Below are 18,995 nucleotides of genomic sequence, written 5' to 3'. Positions count from 1 at the left end.
CCGCGATTCGCTCTCGAATCGCGGGCCTCAGCTGTGTGTAGATCGTTCTAGCTGGGGCGGTTGCCGCGCTTGACCTGTGGCTTCGGCATCCGTAGCGGGCGGAACTGGAACGCGCGCATCGCGGCGTACCAGCGGTAGCCCGGCTGGATCTTGTCGACACCGAACTTCGTGCCGAGCAGGCGTTTGAGCTTCAGACCGAGGAGGAACGCGTCGAGGATCGCCAGTGCGACGAAGGCCCAGATGACGATCAGGCTGATGACCTGCACCACGCCCGGGATGAACGTCATGACGAGCACGACGAGCATCATGGGGATCAGCATCTCTCCGACGTTCCAGCGCGCGTCGACATAGTCGCGTACGAAGCGCCGCTGGGGGCCACGATCACGGGCGGTGAGGAAGCGCTCATCGCCCTCCATCATGCCGAGGCGCGCGCGCTCCCGAGCATCGGCCTGCTGCTTACGCTGCTCCTTCTGGAGTGTCTTGTCCTTTGACCCAACAATAGGTCGCGCGTTTGCGGCCTGGGCCTGTTTGCGCGACGGCGTCGGACGTCCCTTACCGACGTTCTCGTCGGTGGTGTCCTGCTCGTTCGTGCCCGCCGCATCAGCGGCGTCCTTCTTCGACACGCCTGTCCTCTCGATCTGGTGCGCACGAGTGCGCCCGGTGTCTGCCCCGCACAGCGGGCGTGATGCCCTTCAGAATACCGTGTCTCAGCCGAGGCTTGTGCTCGGGTCTCTCGCGGTAGACTGAGAACGTCTGACTTATACGGACGCGAGCGAGGGAGAAGTCATGAGCACTGAGACGATCGCGGCAGAATCCGCCGCACCGGCCACGGACGCGGCGCACGGGGTTGCCCTGAGCAGCGCAGCACAGGAAAAGGTGCGCAGCCTGCTTGCTCAGGAAGGGCGGGACGATCTGCGCCTGCGCATTGCTGTGCAGCCGGGAGGGTGTTCCGGGCTGATTTACCAGCTCTTCTTCGACGAGCGCGAGCTCGACAACGACGCCATCGTTGATTTCACCGGGGTGCAGGTCGTCGTAGACCAGATGAGTGTTCCGTACCTGAGTGGCGCCACCATCGATTTCGAGGACACGATCCAGAAGCAGGGCTTCACGATCGATAACCCGAATGCTCAGGGGAGCTGCGCCTGCGGCGACAGCTTTAGTTGAGCTTTTCGCGACATGAGATTCCACGACACCCGGAGTTGGTTCGGGGAACCCTCAGGTTCGCGCTAAGCTAACAGGGAGTCATCAGCTTCGCCTGTTTTCGGGCGGCACGAAACATTTCGAAAGGTATGCGGTGCGTTCCAATCGTCGAATGAAATGGGTTGCGGCCCCAGTAGCGCTCTCGGCAGCGCTGCTCTTGGCAGGCTGCACCCCGGAGCAGCAGCGAGGCTTCTTGCCCGCGGGTTCTGAGGGAGCAACTAACCACACGGACGGCATCACCGGGCTGTGGGTGACCTCGTGGATCGTGCTGCTCGCCGTCGGCGTGCTCACGTGGGGCCTGATCATCTGGGCCACGATCGCCTACCGCCGTCGTAAGGGCCAGACGGGCCTTCCGGTGCAGTTGCGGTACAACATGCCAATTGAGACCTTCTTCACCGTTGTCCCGGTGATCCTGGTCCTCGGCTTCTTCGCGTTCACCGCGCAGGAGCAGAGCAAGATTGAGTCGCGCTACGACAACCCGGAGAACGTTGTCGAGGTCATCGGCAAGCGTTGGGCCTGGGACTTCAACTATGTTGACGAGGACGTGTACTTCCAGGGCGTCCAGGTGCAGACCGATGAGGACGGCGAGGCGAAGGAAGAGACCATGCCGGTGCTCTACCTGCCCGTTGACAAGACCACCGAGATCCGTCTCGAGACCCGCGATGTCATTCACTCCTTCTGGGTAGTGGAGTTCCTTTACAAGAAGGACATGATTCCGGGTCAGACCAACTACATGAGCTTCACGCCGACGAAGACCGGCACTTTCATGGGGAAGTGTGCCGAGCTGTGTGGCGAATCGCACTCGATGATGCTCTTCGAAGTCAAGGTCGTTGAGCAGGACGAGTACGACGCGTACATCAAGTCGTTGCGCGAAGCAGGCAACACCGGTCAGGCCACCCTGGAGCTGAACCCGAACCAGGGTCGCTTCTACGGTGACCAGTCCAAGGCCCAGAACGAGTAACGAGGGATAGCAGAAACATGAAGAAGGGCAACGTCATTGTCTCGTGGCTGACGTCCACGGACCACAAGGTGATCGGGTACATGTACCTGATCAGCTCCTTCGTGTGGTTCTTGATCGGCGGCCTCATGGCTCTCGTCATCCGCGCGCAGCTGTTCGCTCCCGGCCTTGAGGTCGTAGCGACGAAGGAACAGTACAACCAGCTGTTCACCATGCACGGCACCATCATGCTGCTGATGTTTGCAACTCCGCTCTTCGCGGGCTTCGCAAACGTCATCATGCCGCTCCAGATCGGCGCTCCCGATGTCGCGTTCCCGCGACTGAACGCGTTCGCCTTCTGGCTCTACACCTTCGGTTCGCTGATCGCGGTTGGTGGCTTCCTCACCCCGCAGGGCGCGGCATCCTTCGGTTGGTTCGCATACGCCCCGCTTTCAGATATGACGTACTCACCAGGTGTGGGCGGGAATCTCTGGGTGCTCGGGCTTGGTGTGAGCGGCTTCGGAACGATTATGGGTGGCGTGAACTTCATCACCACCATCATCACGATGCGCGCTCCGGGCATGACCATGTGGCGCATGTCGATTTTCACCTGGAATACGCTGATCACCTCGATCCTCGTCCTCCTGGTATTCCCCGTGCTTGCCGCAGCCATGTTTGGCCTCGCAGCAGACCGTATCTTCGGTGCGCAGATTTATAGCGGAGAAGGCGGTGCCATCCTCTGGCAGCACCTGTTCTGGTTCTTCGGTCACCCAGAGGTGTACATTATCGCGCTGCCGTTCTTCGGTATCGTCTCGGAGATCTTCCCCGTATTCAGCCGCAAGCCGATCTTCGGCTACAAGACGCTGATTTACGCAACGATCGCCATTGCTGCGCTCTCTATGACGGTGTGGGCACACCACATGTACGTCACGGGTTCCGTGCTGCTGCCGTTCTTCGCCCTGATGACGATGCTGATCGCGGTTCCGACCGGTGTGAAGATCTTCAACTGGCTCGGCACGATGTGGCGTGGCTCGATCACGTTCGAGACACCGATGCTCTGGTCGCTCGGCTTCCTCGTCACCTTCGTCTTCGGCGGTCTGACCGGTGTCATCCTGGCTTCGCCAGCGCTTGACTTCCACCTGTCCGACACTTACTTCGTTGTTGCACACTTCCACTACGTGGTCTTCGGGACCGTGGTGTTCGCGATGTTCGCAGGCTTCTACTTCTGGTGGCCGAAGTGGACCGGAAAGATGCTCGACGAGCGTCTGGGGAAGATCCACTTCTGGGTGCTCTTCATCGGCTTCCACATGACCTTCCTCGTGCAGCACTGGCTGGGCGTAATGGCCATGCCGCGTCGGTACTACACCTACCTGCCGTCTGATGGCGTGACCTGGGGCAACCAGCTCTCGACCATCGGTGCAATCATCCTCGGCGCCTCGATGATTCCGTTCCTCTTGAACGTCTACATCACGGCTCGACGCGCGCCGAAGGTCACCGTCAACGACCCGTGGGGCTATGGCCGCTCACTCGAGTGGGCGACGTCTTGCCCGCCGCCACGTCACAACTTCACGTCGATCCCGCGTATCCGTTCGGAGTCCCCAGCCTTCGACCTCAACCATCCTGAGGTCAGCGGTGTGGAACAGCCGAAACCGGCGCGCGAGCTCTCCGAGCAGAAGTGATCTGAGGAGCATTCAGCTATGAAATCCAATATCGTCATCTTCTGGATCCTCACGGTCTACCTGGTGCTGCTGGCCGGCGTCTATACCGTTTGGAACCTGATCGCGCACGGTGTGCCCGAGTGGGCCGGATCGACCACGATCCTGCTCTCAGGCGGACTCACCGCATTCATTGCCGTGTACCTCATGCTTGTTCAGCGCAAGCAGGGGGGCATCCTCACTGAGGATCTGGACGATTCGGACATCGACGATGGGGATCCTGAGCTCGGCGAGTTCAGCCCCTGGAGCTGGTGGCCCATCTTCCTCGCGTTCGCGTGCTCGATCATCATTCTGGGCATCTGCATTGGCTTCAACTTCTGGTTGACGTTCATTTCAGCACCGCTGTTGATCATCGCGATCGTCGGCTGGGTGTACGAGTACTACCGCGGCAACTTCGCCCGGTAGTGAGGACTGACGCGTGAGCATCATCATCCGCCGCGGCAAGAGCGAGGACGGCCGAGCTGTCCTCGCCCTTGCGCGGCAGTTCACCACCGGTCGTGAGACCATCGGCAGCGACGAGTTCCTCGTCGCGTATGACAACATTCTGCGCCACCGTGATCAAGAGACCAATGTGCTCTTCGTCGCGGAGCTCGAGGACCGCGTCGTGGGGTACTCTCTGATGACGGTCTCACGGCTTCTGCACGCTCCCGGTCTCACCGCTCACCTGCAGGAGATCGTCGTGGACGAAGCCTCCCGAGGTCACGGTGTTGGCGATCGCATCATGCAGGCCAACGAGCACTACTGCATGGGACGCGGCGTGCGGCAGCTTTCTGCCTCCACCGCTCGCATCGGCTCGTTCTACAATCATCGCGGCTTCGAGCCGGTCGGTGAGCACTATCGTAAGATTCTCGAACTGGGATAATCGCCATGACCGAGCGTCGTGCCAGGCGGCGACCCGGCGAGAATCGCGAACGCCTGATTGAGGCCGGACTCACTGAGTTCGGCCTCTCCGGCTATCACGGCACCAGCACTGCTCGGATTGCAGCGCGCGCAGGCGTACCGCAGCCGCATGTCTACGCGAACTTCCGCACGAAACAAGAGCTCTTCTTTGCGTGCGTTGAGAGCGCGGCACGGAGAATACGAGATCGGGCGGCATCCGGTGGGTCTTTGGCATTCGGATCCGACCGCCTCGGTGCCACCTCAGATTCCTCCGTGGCCCTGACCGACAGCTCCGATGCTCGCCTCCTGCTTCAGGCCAGTGCAGCCGCGGCAGTTCCCGAATTGCGGCCGCTGCTGAACGCCGAGCTCGGCGCACTTCACCTCGCACTGGGGGAGCACGCCTACGCTGTGGTCTTGGCGCAGGGTGCGGCCGCATTGCGCAGCGGGTTCACCGCTGCGGAATGAGCGCCGCGGAATGAGCGCCGGAGACTCTTCCGCTCAAGCCCGTCTCTGAGCTGCCTCATTGCGAAGTAGGGCCCGGAGGCCGAGCGATGAAAATTGTTCGAGTAGTCTAACTCTATGACCCGGAGGCGCGAAGTTGATCCCGTTGATGTGTCAACATCGCGGCACCAGACTGGAAAGCGCCTCAGTAGAAGACGCCTGAGCGGAAAACGCCCAAGCGGTGTTGGGCTGCTCGGCCCGGCGTTCGTCGCCGCAATCGCCTACGTCGATCCGGGCAACGTGGCAGCAAACCTGACCGCGGGCGCGCAGTACGGCTACCTCCTGTTATGGGTGCTCGTGGCTGCGAACGTCATGGCGATGCTCGTGCAGTACCTGTCCGCGAAGCTCGGACTTGTCACCGGGCGCAGTCTCCCCGAGCTGTTGGGGGATCGGATGCGCACGTGGCCGCGTCGGCTCTACTGGGTGCAGGCCGAGCTCGTCGCCGCGGCAACCGATGTCGCTGAGGTCATCGGAGGCGCGCTCGCGCTGTACCTGCTTTTTGGCGTCCCGCTCCCACTCGGAGGACTGATCGTTGGCCTTGTCTCGATGCTGCTGCTGTCGCTGCAATCCCGGCACGGCCAGCGCACCTTTGAGTTCGTGGTCATCGGCTTGCTCGCAATCATCACAGTCGGGTTTCTCGCGGGCCTGTTCTTCAGCTCCCTCGATGGCCAGGGAATGCTCGAGGGTCTCGTGCCGCGCTTTGAGGGCACGCAAACGGTGTTGCTCGCCGCGAGTATGCTCGGCGCGACTGTGATGCCCCACGCGGTATATCTGCACTCGGCGCTCGCGCGCGATCGCCACGGAAGCGTGCACTCGCAGACTGGACTCCGCCGGCTCCTCATCGTCACCCGCTGGGATGTTGCGTTGTCACTGCTCGTGGCCGGAGGCGTGAACATCGCAATGCTGCTCTTGGCGGCCGCGAGCTTGCCTGGGGTTGCAGGCACGGACACGATCGAGGGCGCGCATGCGGCAATTGCACACGCCCTTGGCCCCACGATCGGGGTGGTGTTCGCTCTCGGACTGCTCGCCTCAGGCCTCGCCTCCACATCAGTCGGCTGCTACGCTGGCGCCACAATCATGTCCGGCCTGTTGAACATCCGGATCCCCATGGTCTTGCGCCGCGCGATCACGCTTGTCCCTGCACTACTCCTGCTCGCGTCCGGCATCGATCCGACCTGGGCACTCGTGCTGAGCCAGGTGCTGCTCTCGCTGGGGCTCCCGTTCGCGCTCATCCCGCTCGTGCGGCTGACCGAGAACCGGGCGGTGATGGGAGCGTTTCGCAACGGGATAGTGCTCCGTGGCGTCGCCTGGGTCGTGGTGCTCCTCATTGTGGCACTCAACTTGATCTTGATTTGGCTCATCTTCACGGGCCAGTCGTAGTGCTGCGAGCGTCGCGATGAGATCGTCGCGATGCGAGCGTCGCGCAGGAGTGCCGTTCAGAGCTCGCTGCACGTGCATCGCTGACCGCGTCGCACGTGACGTGGATCGTGCAGTCTGGCCGAAGCTGACCGAGCCGAGTTGATCGGAGCTCGAGTTCCGGCGCGATACGTTCGGGGCTAGCGAGGCAGCCTACATACGCTGTTTCGGCTTCCGGGAGCGTCTAGGAGATCTCAGCACAACTCCAGGAGGTCCGGCAGCCCCAGGAAGCTCCAGGAGCTCCAGCAACGTGCCTGCGACCGGCCGTGTGTCGTTCACGGTACGCCAGATACGGAGTGTGTGCCGAGCTGAGTGGAACAGTGTGCACGGCTGTGCGCTGGGGGAGCAGGCCACGCAGCCGTGCCCGCAGCGGAACTCGACCGCCTTGAACGCCCTCGACGCGACTCTCGGGTGCGATTGCCTTGGGCCACCGACGCCCAGGGCGCTCAGGCAGGGTGTGTGGTGCACTCCCGTGCGAAACGGGAACCATCGCCGCGAGTGTCACTCCCGCCGAGGAACAGGAAGCCGTGACGGTGTGAGGCAGGCCGTGCATCACAGGCTCGGTGGCCAGGAGCACCTGCTCGGAGGGACAAATAGACCGGTGGCCCGCAGGAAAAGTTTCCTGCGGGCCACCGGTCTGAAGCTGGGGGACTAGTGTCCCTCGTGCTTGCTCTGTTCGATCTCGCCCTTGGACGGGGGAACGATCCTATCCTCGAAGAACCAGCGGGTGAAGCCCGCGCGGAGGCGCTTGGAGAAGGGGATGCGGCCATCGTCGTTCGGACGGAGCATGAGCGGCGCGTAATCGTGGTAGCTCACGAGCTCCCAGGACTCGTACTCGTCGAGTGGCTTGTGCACCTCGACGAACTCGCCGCCCGGCATGCGGACAATGCGTCCGGACTCGTAGCCGTGGAGGGCGATGCTGCGATCCTTCTTCTGCAGTGCGAGGCAGATCCGCTTTGTGACGATGTACGCCACGATCGGACCAACAATCAGCAGTGCCTGCAGTGCATGGATCACACCCTCCATCGAGAGCTGGAAGTGCGTGGCCATGAGGTCGGAGCTTGCGCCCGCCCACATCACTGCGTAGAAGGTGACACCTGCCGCTCCGATTGCGGTGCGGGTAGGAGCGTTGCGCGGGCGATCCAGGATGTGGTGTTCGCGCTTATCGCCGGTGACCCAGGCTTCGATGAACGGGTAGATCATCACGAGAACGATGAAGAGACCGATGATTGCCAGCGGCAGCAGCATGTTCCAGGACCAGGTGTAACCGAACCACTCAGTCTCAAGGCCCGGCGGGACGAGACGGAGCATGCCGTCCGCGAAGCCGATGTACCAGTCAGGCTGGGTACCGGCGGACACCGGCGACGGATCGTACGGACCGTAGGCCCAGATCGGGTTGATCCCCACGAAGGAAGCGATCAAGACGATCACGCCGAACACGATGAAGAAGAACCCACCAGCCTTCGCCGCGTAGACGGGGAGGACGGGGAAGCCAACGACGTTCTGCTGGGTCTTGCCGGGGCCGGGGTACTGCGCATGCTTGTGAATGACCACGAAGGCGAGGTGCAGCGCCACGAACAGGATGACGAGTGCAGGCAGCAACATGATGTGCAGCATGTACAGACGGCCAACGATGTCGGTACCCGGGAACTCGCCTCCGAAGAAGAAGTACGAGAGGTAGGTGCCGATGACCGGGATCGCCTTGATGATGCCATCGATGATCCGAAGACCGTTGCCGGAGAGCACGTCATCGGGGAGTGAGTAGCCGGTGAAGCCCTCTGCCATCGCGAGGATGAAGAGCACGAAGCCAATGACCCAGTTGAGCTCACGCGGCTTGCGGAACGCACCCGTGAAGAAGATGCGCAGCATGTGCAGGCCAATAGAGGCAACGAAGAGCAGTGCGGCCCAGTGGTGCACATGGCGCATCAGGAGGCCACCGCGGACAGAGAACGAGATATCAAGTGTCGACGCCATAGCGCCGGACATCTCGACACCCTTCATCGGCACATAGGGGCCGGTGTAGTGGGTCTCGATCATCGTCGCCTGGAAGAAGAGCGTCAGGAACGTGCCCGACAGCAGGATGACGATGAAGCTGTAGAGGGCGACCTCACCAAGCAGGAAGGACCAGTGGTCGGGGAAGACCTTGCGTCCGAATTCCTTGACGGCGACACCGATCTTGGTGCGCTCATCGATGTAGTTCGCCGCCGCTGCGGTGAAGCGGCTCGAGCCGTTCTGCGCGGGGGATTCGGTTACGGTGCTGCTCACTTGAGGCGCTCCCAGTAGCTCGGGCCGACAGGTTCATGGAAATCGCTCTGTGCGACGAGGTAGCCCTCTTCGTCCACAGCGATGGGCAGCTGCGGCAGGGGCCGCTTTGCGGGTCCGAAGACGACCTTGGCGTGCTCCGAAACGTCGAACTGCGACTGGTGGCAGGGGCACAGCAGGTGGTGCGTGTGCTGCTCGTAGAGCGCAACGGGGCAACCGACGTGCGTGCACACCTTCGAGTAGGCGACGATTCCATCGTAGGACCAGCTCTCGCGCTCGGGAAGCTCCTTGAGCTCCTCCTGGTCCAGACGCATCAGCAAGACGATGGCCTTGGCCTTGGCGTCGAGGAGAGTGTCACTTCCGCCACGCTCGTCCAGGCTCATCTTCGCGAAGTCGTCGTGATTCAGCGTCTCGGGGATGACATGGAACGCCGAGCCGATGGTGACCTCGCTGGCCTTGATCGGGACTCCGGAGGGATCGCGTGCGAGTCGCACACCCTTCGTCCACATCGTGTGCTTGAGCAGCTGTACCGGATCGCGATCCTGCGGAGCAAGGCCACGCAGGAGGGTGATGCCCGGAAGGGGGAACGCGATGAGCGCACCGATCAGGCTGTTGCGCACGAGCGAGCGGCGGGAGAACCCGGACTCTTCGTTTGCCAGCGTGAATACCTCAGCTGCTGCCTCGCGGGTGGGCTCGTCGCTGGGGACCGGGTGGCGCTCATCGATCGACTCGTGGTCGGCCATGAGCGCCTTGCCCCAGTGCACCGCACCGATGCCGACGGCGAGCAGGGCAAGTGCCATACCCAGGCCGACGAACATCGTGTGGATGCGGATCGCCATGGGATCGCCCGACTCAATCGGGAAGAACATGTACGCGAGCACCGCTCCGAGGCTGCCTGCGATCGAGATGTAGAAGAGGGTGTAAACAGTGCGCTCAGCACTCTTTGCCTTCTTGGGATCCAGATCCGTGACGCGCTTGCGGTGCGGCGGAAGGCCCGGATTCTGCACGGCGTCGGACGAAATAACTGCGGTTCCTGCTGCAGCTTCGACCGAGCCGTGGCCCTGGGCGGCGACAACGGCGCCATTGTGGCCGTTGTTCTTCGCTTCCTCTGCCATGTTGCTCCTTGACTCCTGACTCATGAACTCTGTGCGGGCCGAAACTAGTTCGACTTCGCGGTAACCCAGACCGTGAGGCCGATGATGGCGCCCAGTCCGATTACCCAGATGAAGAGGCCCTCAGCTACGGGGCCGATCGACCCGAGGGTCAGGCCGCCAATTGCCGGCTTCTCCTCGATGTACTTGAGGTACGAGATGATGTCGGCCTTTTCCTGCGGCGAGATGTTCGCATCGCTGAAGACAGGCATGTTCTGCGGGCCGGTGACCATGGCCTCGTAAATGTGGGTCGGGGCGACGCCCGTCAGCTTCGGCGCAAACTTGCCCTGTGTCAGCGCGCCACCTGCGGCGGAAACGTTGTGGCACATGGCGCAGTTGATGCGGAAGAGCTCGCCACCGTTTGCGATGCCCTCATCGTCGCTGTCGGCCTGCAGGTACTGCGTCTCGGGGAGCGCCGGTCCTGGAGCGAGCGAGGCAACGTACGCTGCCATCTGCAAGGTCTGCTCCTCGGTGAACTGCGCGGGCTTCACCATGCCCTGGGGGCCCTGGAAGGCGAGCGGCATACGTCCGGTACCGACCTGGAAATTCACCGAGGCGGCACCCGCACCGACGAGCGAGGGGCCTTCCGGCGTGCCCTGAGCGCCTGCACCGTGGCAGGTTGCACAGTTGGCTCCGAAGAGCTTCTCGCCTGCCGCGATAGTCGCGGGAGCATTGAGATCGATTTCCGCGGTGGCGGACGTCTGACTGACACCCGCATACGCGGCGCCGGTCACGAGCAGTCCGACCGCAACGAGTGCAGCGGTAGCAAGCGGGTGCCGGCGGCCGGTCTTACGAACGTTCTTCTTGGCGCGAGCCATGATGTCGATTACTCCTGACCCTATTTAAGGACGTAGATGACGATGAAGAGGATGATCCACACGATGTCGACGAAGTGCCAGTAGTACGACACGACGACAGCGGTTGTCTCTTCCTTGTGGGTGAAGTTCTTCACCGCGTAGATGCGGCCAATCACGAGGAGGAAGGCCACGAGGCCCAATGACACGTGAATGCCGTGGAAGCCTGTGGTCATGTAGAACGCAGAGCCATACGGATCCGATGCGAGGGTGATGCCCTCTGACACGAATGTCGCGTACTCGTAGGTCTGGCCTGCCACGAAGATGGCGCCCATGAAGAAGGTGAGGAAGAACCATTCCACCGTGCCCCAGTTGCGTGGGCTCGCTCCGGTGGCGCGTGGCTGACCGCGTTCGGCGGCGAACACGCCCGCCTGAGCGGTGAACGAGGAGGCGACCAGGATCAAGGTGTTGATCAACGCGAAGGTGAAGTTGTGCTTCGCAGTCTGTTCGGCCCACAGTTCAGGGTTCATTGCGCGCAGCGTGAAGTAGATCGCGAAGAGGCCCGCGAAGAACATGACCTCGCTGCCGAGCCACACGATCGTGCCGACGGCGACGAGATTCGGTCGCTTCACCGAAGGCACGGCTGACTTGGTATTCATAGTGGTCGTTGTCACCCCTCCATTATGGCTGAAAGTTTGGTGTGCGTTTTCACTCGTTAGCGGCGCGCCGAACTTTCTGCGAGATTCCTGACAAGCCTACCGCTTCGCGGGGGTGATTTCGGACAGCACGCCGTGCTTCGTGAGTCGTTTGGCCGATTTTCGTTGTGGATCGACCTGGCGATTGGCGGCGTGAGTTGTGGAATCATGGCGCGCTCCGCGCGTGGCGGTGAGCGTCGCTAGAATTGCGGAATGATCGATGAGCGAAACTGGCCGACGGTTCTCACGGCGCTGCTTGATGGTGCAGACCTCAGTGTCTCCCAAGCGGAGTGGGCAATGTCCCGGTTTATGACCGGCGAGGCCAGCGGTGCACAGGTCGGGGCCTTTCTCGTCGCGCTCCGGTCGAAGGGCGTCACGGTCGATGAGGTGATTGGCTTCCGCGACGCGATTCTTGCTGAGGCAATGCCGCTCGAGTTGCCGGCGATGTCGCTCGACATTGTTGGTACGGGAGGCGATCGTTTCGGGACGGTGAATATCTCAACGATGGCATCGATTACCGCGGCCGCGGCCGGCGTCCCCGTTGTCAAACACGGCAACCGCGCCGCGAGTAGCCAGTCCGGTTCCTCAGATGTGCTGAGCGCGCTCGGGGTCAATCTCGACCTCGATGCGGCGGCGCTCACCCGAGCCTTCGAGCAGGTCGGGATCGCGTTCGTGCACGCGGCGAAGTTCCTTCCAGGGTTCCGGCACGTCGCTCCGGCTCGCGCCGAGCTCGGGATTCCGACTGTGTTCAACTTCCTCGGTCCGCTCTGCAACCCGGTGCGGCCTGAGGCGTCTGCGGTTGGCGTCGCTGATATTGACCGAGTCCCCATCTTCGTGGGGGTGTTCCGCCTGCGCGGGGCATCTGCGCTCGTGTTCCGAGGCGATGACGGGCTCGACGAGCTCACCACGACGGGGCACTCCAGGCTTTGGGAGGTCAGCCGCGGCGGGCTCACCGAGCACGATATCGATCCGCGCGATCTTGGTATTCCGCGCTCCGAGATGAGCGATCTTGTCGGTGGCACCCCTGATGAGAATGCCGCGGTTGTGCGTCGCGTCTTCGCCGGGGAGCGTGGCCCGGTGCGCGATATTGTGCTGCTGAACGCCGCTGCAGGACTGGTGTCCTTCGATCTCGCCAAGCATCCGGAGTCAGTTGAGCGTGCTCTGCTCGAACGACTGGGTGAAAAGCTGAAGATCGCCGAGGACGCGATCGATTCTGGCCGTGCCGCGGCGAAGCTTGCCGACTGGTCGTCTGCGACTTCCGCGGCGCACGCCTAGCGGCCGCTGACGGGCGTAGGCCGGCGCCTAGCGCTCCCCGGGCACTGGGGTGCCGACGGTGGGTGCGGGTGAGGTCTCGCCCCGGGTCGTTACCTTCTGGGCATCCCGGTCAACGCGGCTGTACTTCGCGAGGAACGGCATCGGATCGACAGGCTCATCGTCGACTCGCACCGCCATGTGCAGGTGTGCGCCGAACGCCATTCCAGTCGCGCCCACTTTGCCCACGAGGTCGCCCATCTTCAAGACATCGCCGACCTTGTACGTGTGCGACGCATCCTGCATGTGGCAGTAGCGGCTCGTGACCTCTTTGCCGTCAATATCGTGCTCCAGCTTGAGCCCGAACCCGCAGCCGTCACTTGCAAAGCCGGCTTCGAGGACGGTGCCGTCAGCAATTGCCTGGATTGGCGTGCCTGCGGCGGCGCCGAAGTCCTGTGCATCGTGGAACTGAGCGACCGGCGCCGTGCGGTAGCCGAATGGATCGGTGAGCAGCACGGACTGAGCGAACGGGTAGTTGACGAGCGCGTTCGCTCGGAAGGTGAAGTTGCCCTCGACGACCTCATCGACTGCGACAGCGGTGATGTCGCTGAGCGACGCTGGGACCTCCGCCGCAGACACCTCAGAGAAGAGTCCTTGCTGCGCCGCCGCAGTCTCCAGCTCGGTGCTGCTTTGCACGAGCGGGACCGCTGCCGTGAGAACGAGCCCCCGACGCAAGCGACCGCCGCGGCGCCCGCGATTCTGCGCCGGAGCGAGCGTTTCGGCTGCTCGTGTGCCGCTGCGCGTTCCGGGGCGGTCGCGGGCACATGCTCAAGCACGGGCACGCGAACATACTCACCTGCGCTGATACCCGGGGCAAGGGCAGCGGTGCCAGCTGACACCGGCATCATCGTCGGGGGCGCTGTCTGAGAGGTGGTGGCGGAAGCGGATTGGGGAGCGGTCGCGCGGAGCGACTTGCGAGACGGAAGTTCGGTCCGTTTCGCAGGGAGGGTCTCGGGCATGCGTACTCTCGGTCAGGGCATTCGGCCGGTTGGCCGAATGGAAGATAACGAATAGGTTACAGTCGGGAAGCTGGAAATGCCAGCTCTCTCCAGGAAACCCAGTTCACGTGCGCTATCGCGGTGGGGTGTCAGCGTCCGGGTCCGCCGGGATATCGCCATCCGGCCGGGGCGGGGTGTTCTGGTCTGCGTCCGGTGTTTCCGCGACGCGTTCCCCCACTGTGAGTGATGCATCACCGGATGCTGTGTGATCCAGGCGCTCGGGGCCCCTGGGCTGGATCTTGCCTGGCTCCAGCGTGCGCTGGACATCCGTGGGGGTGACGAAGGCGATTGGGCCAGTGGTGGCGTCGATGTACCACTCAGTCAGGAGCGGATCGGTGCTATCGAATCCGGCTCCTGCGCCCTCGTCTGCTGGTACCTCGCTGGTGCCGAACACAAAGTCATCGCCATACTCGTCGATGCCGCGACGCACGCCCTGTGCGATTGCGGCCTGTGCGTACTTGCGGCGGATGATGAACGGATCCGTGCGCAAATCCTTGGCCCAGGCGATCATGATTCCGATGACCACGATCGCGAATGGGAGTGCGGACACCACCATCAGAGACTGCAGGCCGGAGAGCGTGTTGCGACCGCCAGCGAGGAGCAGGGCGATCGCGATCAGGCTCAGCAGCAGCCCCCAGAGGATCGTCACCCAGCGCGATGGCTCGGGACGCCCGCCCTGCGACATCGAGGCCATGACGATGGACGCCGAATCGGCGGCCGTCACGAAGAACACGACGACGGCGACCATAGCGACCACGGAGGTGAGCATCCCGAGGGGGAGGCGCTGCAGCAGGTGAAACAGGACCTCTTCGCCAGCCTCGCCGCTCTGCAGGTTCACCCCGTTGAGGGTCATGTAGATCGCGGTGCCGCCGTAGACGACGAACCACGAGATGACGATGGCTGAAGGGACGAGCACGACGGTGGTGACGAACTCGCGCAGGGTGCGACCGCGCGAAATCTTGGCGATGAACATGCCAACGAAGGGCGTCCAGGAGACCCACCAGGCCCAGTAGTACGTGGTCCACGAGGCCAAGAACTTGGCCGTTTCCGGCCCCTGGTTCGGGTTGCGCGCGAGCATGAGGCCGAGCTGCTCGAAGAACTCGACGAGAGACGACGGAACGAAGTTCAGCAGAAACACCGTAGGGCCGGCGATGAGCACGAAGAGGCCGAGGCTGCCGGTGAGCACCATGTTGAGATTTGAGAGACGGCGGATCCCGCGTTTCACCCCCGATACTGCCGACGCGATAAACAGCGCCGTGAGGATCGCGATGGCACCCACGAGAAACGTGTTGCCCAGCGGCCCGACTCCGGTGACCATGCGGAAACCGCTCTCGATTTGCAGGGCGCCGATTCCGAGTGAGACCGCGGTGCCAAAGAGGGTGACGATAATGGCAAAGATGTCGATCGTGCGTCCGAGTGCGCGGTGGCTGCTGCCGGGGAACACCGGCTCGAACAGTGCCGAAATGAGCGGAGCGCGACCGCGACGATACGCGCTGTATGCGATCGCCCCTCCGACAAGCGCATAAAAGGCCCAGGCGATCGGGCCCCAGTGCAGGATCGTTTGTGCGAGGGCTGGCAGCGCGGCGTCTGCGGTACCGGCTGCCTCCGTTACCCCAGGAGGAGTGTCGAGGAAGTATGTGAGCGGCTCGAGCGGTCCATAGAAGAGGAGTCCGATCCCAAGGCCTGCGGCGAACAGCATGGAGATCCACGACGGTGTGGAGAACTCGGGAGCCTCATCGTCTGCGCCAAGCCGAATGCCGCCTGTGCGGCCGTATCCCACCACGAGCATGAAGAGCACGACTGCAATTGCGAGCGCGCCAAACAGCCAGCTGAAATTCTCAGTGACCCAGGCGAGTGAGACAGCGCCTACGTCAGCAAGGTGATCGGGTGCGATAAAGGCCCAGGCGATCACTGCGACGGTGAGAGTGAGCGCGACGGAGAGCACCACCCAGTTGGTGGGGAATCGGATTCCCGTCTGCTCGACACCGATTCCCGGAAGCAGGCCGGGGTGGGGCAGTGGGGGTGGTGTTGGCACCGTGATTTTGATCGTGCGTTTTCCACCCGGTTTTGACTGAGGCATGAGTGTTCGGTCTCCGTTTCTGACGCAGACGGGCCCGGAACTGCTGGTCCCCAGACTTACGCTAGTGACGTCGCATCCACTTGCGCGAGTATGAAAGCGCGACGCTCAGGAATTTTCCCCGCAAAATCCCGTTTGATCGGCTCTTTTGTTCGTTATTGGATCGTGATGTGTGCTTGGCGTGCCGCGCTGATGAACTGCGCGATGCGCTCCGGGTCCTTCACCCCTGGAGCAGACTCAACGCCGCTCGAGACGTCAACCCCGCCAGGGGCGGTCGCCGTGATCGCGGCGGCGACGTTCTCAGGATCCAATCCTCCTGCGAGCAGCCACTCCGTGCCGAGTCGGTGCGTGTCGAGGCTCGTGAGGTCCCAGGGCTTGCCGGAGCCGGGAATTGCGCCATCAACCAGCAGACGCTCTTCACCCCGCTCGCCTGCGCGCAGCTCGGGGTCGTCCGCGATTGAGGTGGCTCGCCATACGCGAGGAATGATCCTGCGTGCGGCCGCGAAGTCCGCCACGGTGTAGGTGCCGTGCAATTGCAGCACATCGAAGCCAAGCTCGGTGGCGAGTTGAGCTGCCTCCGCGGCATCCATGCGATTTACGACGAGCGCCGTATCGACGCCGCTCGCCACCGCGAGCACTGCGGCAGCTTCCGTGAGAGTGGCGTGTCGCGAGCTCCGGGGGCTCATCACAACGCCTATCGCGTCGGCCCCGCACGCGATGGCGTGCTCGGCATGCGCAGGATCACGCAGGCCACAGATCTTGACGTACATGGTGAGACTCCTCGCTCGGGTATTCCGCCAGCGCAGACGCTCCAGCCTAACGCGCCACGGCCTTGGCCCGGCCAGGAGTGGTCGGGCCAAGGCCGTGAGTGTGAGCTGCGAGTTAGCGCGCTGCGGCAGCGATCAGGCCGGTGGGCTGTTGCTGAGCAGCAGCGAATCGACGGGCGACGTCCTGCCAGTTCACGACGTTCCAGAACGCCTTGATGTAGTCGGCACGCACGTTGTGGTAATCCAGGTAGTAGGCGTGCTCCCAAACATCAAGCTGGAGCAGGGGGACGACGCCCAGCGGTGCGTTGCCTTGCTGGTCGAATAGCTGGAACACCACGGGGCGAGCGCCCAGCGAGTCCCAGGCAAGGACGGACCAGCCAGAGCCCTGTACGCCCAGTGCTGTGGCCTCGAAGTGGGAGCGAAACCCCTCGAGCGAACCAAAGCTGGCACCGAGTGCCTCAGCGAGCTCGCCCTCAGGGTCGCCGCCTCCGTCAGGCGACATGTTCTCCCAGAACACACTGTGATTGATGTGGCCCCCCAGGTTGAACGCGAGGTCCTTTTCGAGTTTGTTGACGTTGCGCAGGTCGCCGGCCGCACGGGCTTCCGCGAGTTGCGCAAGTGCGGTATTGGCGCCGGTCACATAGGCCTGGTGGTGCTTGGAGTGGTGGAGCTCCATGATCTTGCCCGAAATGTGCGGCGCAAGCGCAGAGTAGTCGTAGGGGAGATCCGGCAGAGTGTATTCAGCCATGGCTGGGTCCTTTCGTTGGGGAATCAGGTCAGGAGGAGGGTGGTGTGGAGTGCTCGTGTGCCGGGCCAATCGAGTGGAAGGTGCGATCGCGGTAGATGAGCGGTTCCGAGGGAGTGCCGAGGTGCACCTCTCGGACTTCGGCGAGCACCAGCGTCGATGCGCCAACGGTGATGGACTGGATCGTGCGTGCGCGAAGTGCGGCTCGCGCGGCCGGGAGATATGGTTCACCCGTCGCGAGCCGATCCCAGCCCTGTGCGGACGTAAAGCGTTCTCCACCGCTGATCGCGAACTGCTGCGCAATCTCGAGTTGCGCGTGGTCCAAGAGATGCACCACGTAGCTCTCGGCCTGCAGGATCCCGCCCGCACTGCCGGTAGCCCGGGTGACTGAGAATGCGAGCGCCGCGGGCTCGAGGCCGACCGAGGCGACGCTGGACGCGGTGAGCCCGACCGGGCCATCCGGAGTTTGCGCGGTGATGAGCGCAATCCCTGCTGGATGGGTGCGGAACGCGTCCTTGAAAGCCGCCGTGAGATCGGTGGCTGACGCTGTGGTGCTGGGCATTGCGTGACTCCTGAAGTTAGTGCGCTTCGACGGGCTGGGGTGGTAGTGCGGCGATTACGGGATGGTCGAAGTCGTATGCCCCGACCTTGGCCGCGCCACCAGGTGAGCCGATCTCATCGAAGAACTCGACGTTCGCTCGGTAGTAGTCGGACCATTCGGCGGGGAGGTCGTCTTCGTAATAGATCGCCTCAACCGGGCACACGGGTTCACAGGCACCGCAGTCGACGCACTCGTCCGGGTGGATGTAGAGCATGCGGTCACCCTCGTAAATGCAGTCCACGGGGCACTCGTCGATGCACGCCCGATCTTTGAGATCTACGCAGGGGAGCGCGATGACGTACGTCACAGAACACGATCAATTCGGAGAGCCATGGCTCCACCATAGAACCTCAAGTATGCTTGAGGTCAAGTTGGAGGAGGTCCTCATGAGTGAAGGAGCAGGTGCCACGCAGCCTCAGAACGAGGCGCAGCATCACGCGCAGCATCTTCCTGATCAGCTGCTGACAGTGGGGGAGATGAGCCGTCGCACAGGTGTTGCGGTGTCCGCCCTGCACTACTACGAGCAGCTGGGGCTGATCGCCTCGCGCCGCACCCCGGGCAATCAACGCCGTTACCCGCGCTACATGCTGCGCAGAGTGGCGCTCATTGCAGTCGCGAAGCGGCTGGGCATCCCGCTCTCGGACGTACAAGAGAGCTTTGCGGATGTTCCCCTCGAATCCACGCCCAGCCACGAGGACTGGCAACGGGCATCACGACGGTGGAAAAAGGCGCTCGAACTGCGTCGGCAAGGGATCGAGCAGCTCGAGCGTGAGCTCACCGGATGTATCGGCTGTGGTTGCCTGTCGATGAAGGCGTGCACGCTGCTCAACCCAGATGACGAACTCGGCGACAGCGGCTCCGGCGCGCGGCGGATCCGGGTGTGAGTCAGGGGGCAGATCCGGGACGGCGCAGTCGCGCGATATCGACGGGTTGTTCCACTCACGAT

The 18,995-nt window shown here is 63.0% G+C and carries 20 protein-coding genes; 9 read left to right on the top strand and 11 right to left on the bottom strand.

Annotation, left to right across the window (positions count from 1 at the left end):
• Nucleotides 1–47: 47 nt before the first annotated feature.
• Entirely contained in the window at nucleotides 48–623 is a 576-nt protein-coding gene (locus K1X41_RS01990; RefSeq protein ID WP_133616709.1) for a DUF3043 domain-containing protein, read from the bottom strand.
• A gap of 163 nt (nucleotides 624–786) precedes the next feature.
• Here K1X41_RS01990 and K1X41_RS01985 point away from each other — a divergent pair, with 163 nt between their 5' ends.
• The 7 genes from K1X41_RS01985 to K1X41_RS01955 all read left to right on the top strand — a co-directional run bounded on the left by K1X41_RS01985 (nucleotide 787) and on the right by K1X41_RS01955 (nucleotide 6,612).
• Entirely contained in the window at nucleotides 787–1,164 is a 378-nt protein-coding gene (locus K1X41_RS01985; RefSeq protein ID WP_132203527.1) for a HesB/IscA family protein, read from the top strand.
• Between the two features lie 148 nt (nucleotides 1,165–1,312).
• Nucleotides 1,313–2,161, top strand: a complete 849-nt coding sequence (gene ctaC / locus K1X41_RS01980) for an aa3-type cytochrome oxidase subunit II (RefSeq protein ID WP_132203525.1) — start codon at nucleotides 1,313–1,315, stop codon at nucleotides 2,159–2,161.
• Between the two features lie 17 nt (nucleotides 2,162–2,178).
• The gene (gene ctaD / locus K1X41_RS01975) at nucleotides 2,179–3,816 is read left to right on the top strand and encodes an aa3-type cytochrome oxidase subunit I (RefSeq protein WP_132203523.1); all 1,638 of its coding nucleotides are present in this window, start codon (nucleotides 2,179–2,181) and stop codon (nucleotides 3,814–3,816) included.
• Nucleotides 3,817–3,834: 18 nt separating this feature from the next.
• On the top strand, nucleotides 3,835–4,257 hold the full coding sequence (gene ctaF / locus K1X41_RS01970; protein WP_132203521.1) for an aa3-type cytochrome oxidase subunit IV: 423 nt from the start codon (nucleotides 3,835–3,837) through the stop codon (nucleotides 4,255–4,257).
• A gap of 13 nt (nucleotides 4,258–4,270) precedes the next feature.
• Nucleotides 4,271–4,714: a GNAT family N-acetyltransferase gene (locus K1X41_RS01965; protein WP_132203519.1), complete on the top strand. Its 444-nt coding sequence runs from the start codon at nucleotides 4,271–4,273 to the stop codon at nucleotides 4,712–4,714.
• A gap of 5 nt (nucleotides 4,715–4,719) precedes the next feature.
• Entirely contained in the window at nucleotides 4,720–5,196 is a 477-nt protein-coding gene (locus K1X41_RS01960; protein ID WP_220175199.1) for a TetR/AcrR family transcriptional regulator, read from the top strand.
• A 114-nt stretch (nucleotides 5,197–5,310) separates the two neighbouring features.
• Entirely contained in the window at nucleotides 5,311–6,612 is a 1,302-nt protein-coding gene (locus tag K1X41_RS01955; RefSeq protein ID WP_220175198.1) for an Nramp family divalent metal transporter, read from the top strand.
• A 687-nt stretch (nucleotides 6,613–7,299) separates the two neighbouring features.
• Here K1X41_RS01955 and qcrB read toward each other — a convergent pair.
• The 4 genes from qcrB to ctaE are packed head-to-tail and all read right to left on the bottom strand — an operon-like array spanning nucleotide 7,300 to nucleotide 11,514.
• A complete protein-coding gene (gene qcrB / locus K1X41_RS01950; RefSeq protein WP_132203513.1) occupies nucleotides 7,300–8,913 on the bottom strand; it encodes a cytochrome bc1 complex cytochrome b subunit in 1,614 nt (537 codons plus the stop codon).
• On the bottom strand, nucleotides 8,910–10,025 hold the full coding sequence (gene qcrA, locus K1X41_RS01945; RefSeq protein WP_132203511.1) for a cytochrome bc1 complex Rieske iron-sulfur subunit: 1,116 nt from the start codon (nucleotides 10,023–10,025) through the stop codon (nucleotides 8,910–8,912). Before qcrA ends, qcrB begins: the two co-directional genes overlap by 4 nt.
• Before the next feature lie 44 nt (nucleotides 10,026–10,069).
• The gene (gene qcrC / locus K1X41_RS01940; RefSeq protein ID WP_132203509.1) at nucleotides 10,070–10,879 is read right to left on the bottom strand and encodes a cytochrome bc1 complex diheme cytochrome c subunit; all 810 of its coding nucleotides are present in this window, start codon (nucleotides 10,877–10,879) and stop codon (nucleotides 10,070–10,072) included.
• A gap of 20 nt (nucleotides 10,880–10,899) precedes the next feature.
• Nucleotides 10,900–11,514 carry an aa3-type cytochrome oxidase subunit III gene (gene ctaE, locus K1X41_RS01935; protein ID WP_132204077.1) on the bottom strand — a complete coding sequence of 205 codons (615 nt, stop codon included), beginning with the start codon at nucleotides 11,512–11,514 and terminating at the stop codon, nucleotides 10,900–10,902.
• A gap of 249 nt (nucleotides 11,515–11,763) precedes the next feature.
• Here ctaE and trpD point away from each other — a divergent pair, with 249 nt between their 5' ends.
• On the top strand, nucleotides 11,764–12,825 hold the full coding sequence (gene trpD, locus K1X41_RS01930; protein WP_220175197.1) for an anthranilate phosphoribosyltransferase: 1,062 nt from the start codon (nucleotides 11,764–11,766) through the stop codon (nucleotides 12,823–12,825).
• Between the two features lie 27 nt (nucleotides 12,826–12,852).
• Here the strand turns inward: trpD and K1X41_RS01925 are convergent, their stop codons facing one another.
• The 6 genes from K1X41_RS01925 to fdxA all read right to left on the bottom strand — a co-directional run bounded on the left by K1X41_RS01925 (nucleotide 12,853) and on the right by fdxA (nucleotide 18,356).
• On the bottom strand, nucleotides 12,853–13,497 hold the full coding sequence (locus K1X41_RS01925; protein WP_258566606.1) for a M23 family metallopeptidase: 645 nt from the start codon (nucleotides 13,495–13,497) through the stop codon (nucleotides 12,853–12,855).
• A gap of 435 nt (nucleotides 13,498–13,932) precedes the next feature.
• The gene (locus tag K1X41_RS01920; protein ID WP_258566605.1) at nucleotides 13,933–15,894 is read right to left on the bottom strand and encodes a BCCT family transporter; all 1,962 of its coding nucleotides are present in this window, start codon (nucleotides 15,892–15,894) and stop codon (nucleotides 13,933–13,935) included.
• Nucleotides 15,895–16,091: 197 nt separating this feature from the next.
• Nucleotides 16,092–16,706: a phosphoribosylanthranilate isomerase gene (locus tag K1X41_RS01915; RefSeq protein ID WP_220175194.1), complete on the bottom strand. Its 615-nt coding sequence runs from the start codon at nucleotides 16,704–16,706 to the stop codon at nucleotides 16,092–16,094.
• 112 nt (nucleotides 16,707–16,818) lie between these two features.
• Complete coding sequence (locus K1X41_RS01910; RefSeq protein WP_220175193.1) at nucleotides 16,819–17,451, bottom strand: superoxide dismutase; 633 nt, start codon at nucleotides 17,449–17,451, stop codon at nucleotides 16,819–16,821.
• A 28-nt stretch (nucleotides 17,452–17,479) separates the two neighbouring features.
• Complete coding sequence (locus tag K1X41_RS01905; RefSeq protein WP_220175192.1) at nucleotides 17,480–18,010, bottom strand: flavin reductase family protein; 531 nt, start codon at nucleotides 18,008–18,010, stop codon at nucleotides 17,480–17,482.
• A 16-nt stretch (nucleotides 18,011–18,026) separates the two neighbouring features.
• The gene (fdxA, locus tag K1X41_RS01900) at nucleotides 18,027–18,356 is read right to left on the bottom strand and encodes a ferredoxin (protein ID WP_133616704.1); all 330 of its coding nucleotides are present in this window, start codon (nucleotides 18,354–18,356) and stop codon (nucleotides 18,027–18,029) included.
• Between the two features lie 169 nt (nucleotides 18,357–18,525).
• Between fdxA and soxR the strand changes: the two genes are divergently transcribed.
• Nucleotides 18,526–18,933 (top strand): redox-sensitive transcriptional activator SoxR, encoded by a 408-nt coding sequence (gene soxR, locus K1X41_RS01895; protein WP_243642860.1) that lies wholly within the window; start codon nucleotides 18,526–18,528, stop codon nucleotides 18,931–18,933.
• Nucleotides 18,934–18,995 lie beyond the last annotated feature (62 nt).

The sequence above is a fragment of the Leucobacter luti genome (assembly GCF_019464495.1).
GTDB lineage: Bacteria > Actinomycetota > Actinomycetes > Actinomycetales > Microbacteriaceae > Leucobacter > Leucobacter luti_A.
Note: the sequence above shows the minus strand (reverse complement) of the source record. Positions and strands in the feature narration are given on the sequence as shown.

Coding starts and splice junctions, on each gene's coding strand:
- K1X41_RS01985 (WP_132203527.1), top strand. CDS start 787: ATGAGCACTGAGACGATCGCGGCAGAATCCGCCGCACCGGCCACGGAC.
- ctaC (WP_132203525.1), top strand. CDS start 1,313: ATGAAATGGGTTGCGGCCCCAGTAGCGCTCTCGGCAGCGCTGCTCTTG.
- ctaD (WP_132203523.1), top strand. CDS start 2,179: ATGAAGAAGGGCAACGTCATTGTCTCGTGGCTGACGTCCACGGACCAC.
- ctaF (WP_132203521.1), top strand. CDS start 3,835: ATGAAATCCAATATCGTCATCTTCTGGATCCTCACGGTCTACCTGGTG.
- K1X41_RS01960 (WP_220175199.1), top strand. CDS start 4,720: ATGACCGAGCGTCGTGCCAGGCGGCGACCCGGCGAGAATCGCGAACGC.
- K1X41_RS01955 (WP_220175198.1), top strand. CDS start 5,311: ATGACCCGGAGGCGCGAAGTTGATCCCGTTGATGTGTCAACATCGCGG.
- qcrA (WP_132203511.1), bottom strand. CDS start 10,025: ATGGCAGAGGAAGCGAAGAACAACGGCCACAATGGCGCCGTTGTCGCC.
- qcrC (WP_132203509.1), bottom strand. CDS start 10,879: ATGGCTCGCGCCAAGAAGAACGTTCGTAAGACCGGCCGCCGGCACCCG.
- ctaE (WP_132204077.1), bottom strand. CDS start 11,514: ATGAATACCAAGTCAGCCGTGCCTTCGGTGAAGCGACCGAATCTCGTC.
- trpD (WP_220175197.1), top strand. CDS start 11,764: ATGATCGATGAGCGAAACTGGCCGACGGTTCTCACGGCGCTGCTTGAT.
- K1X41_RS01915 (WP_220175194.1), bottom strand. CDS start 16,706: ATGTACGTCAAGATCTGTGGCCTGCGTGATCCTGCGCATGCCGAGCAC.
- K1X41_RS01910 (WP_220175193.1), bottom strand. CDS start 17,451: ATGGCTGAATACACTCTGCCGGATCTCCCCTACGACTACTCTGCGCTT.
- K1X41_RS01905 (WP_220175192.1), bottom strand. CDS start 18,010: ATGCCCAGCACCACAGCGTCAGCCACCGATCTCACGGCGGCTTTCAAG.
- soxR (WP_243642860.1), top strand. CDS start 18,526: ATGAGCCGTCGCACAGGTGTTGCGGTGTCCGCCCTGCACTACTACGAG.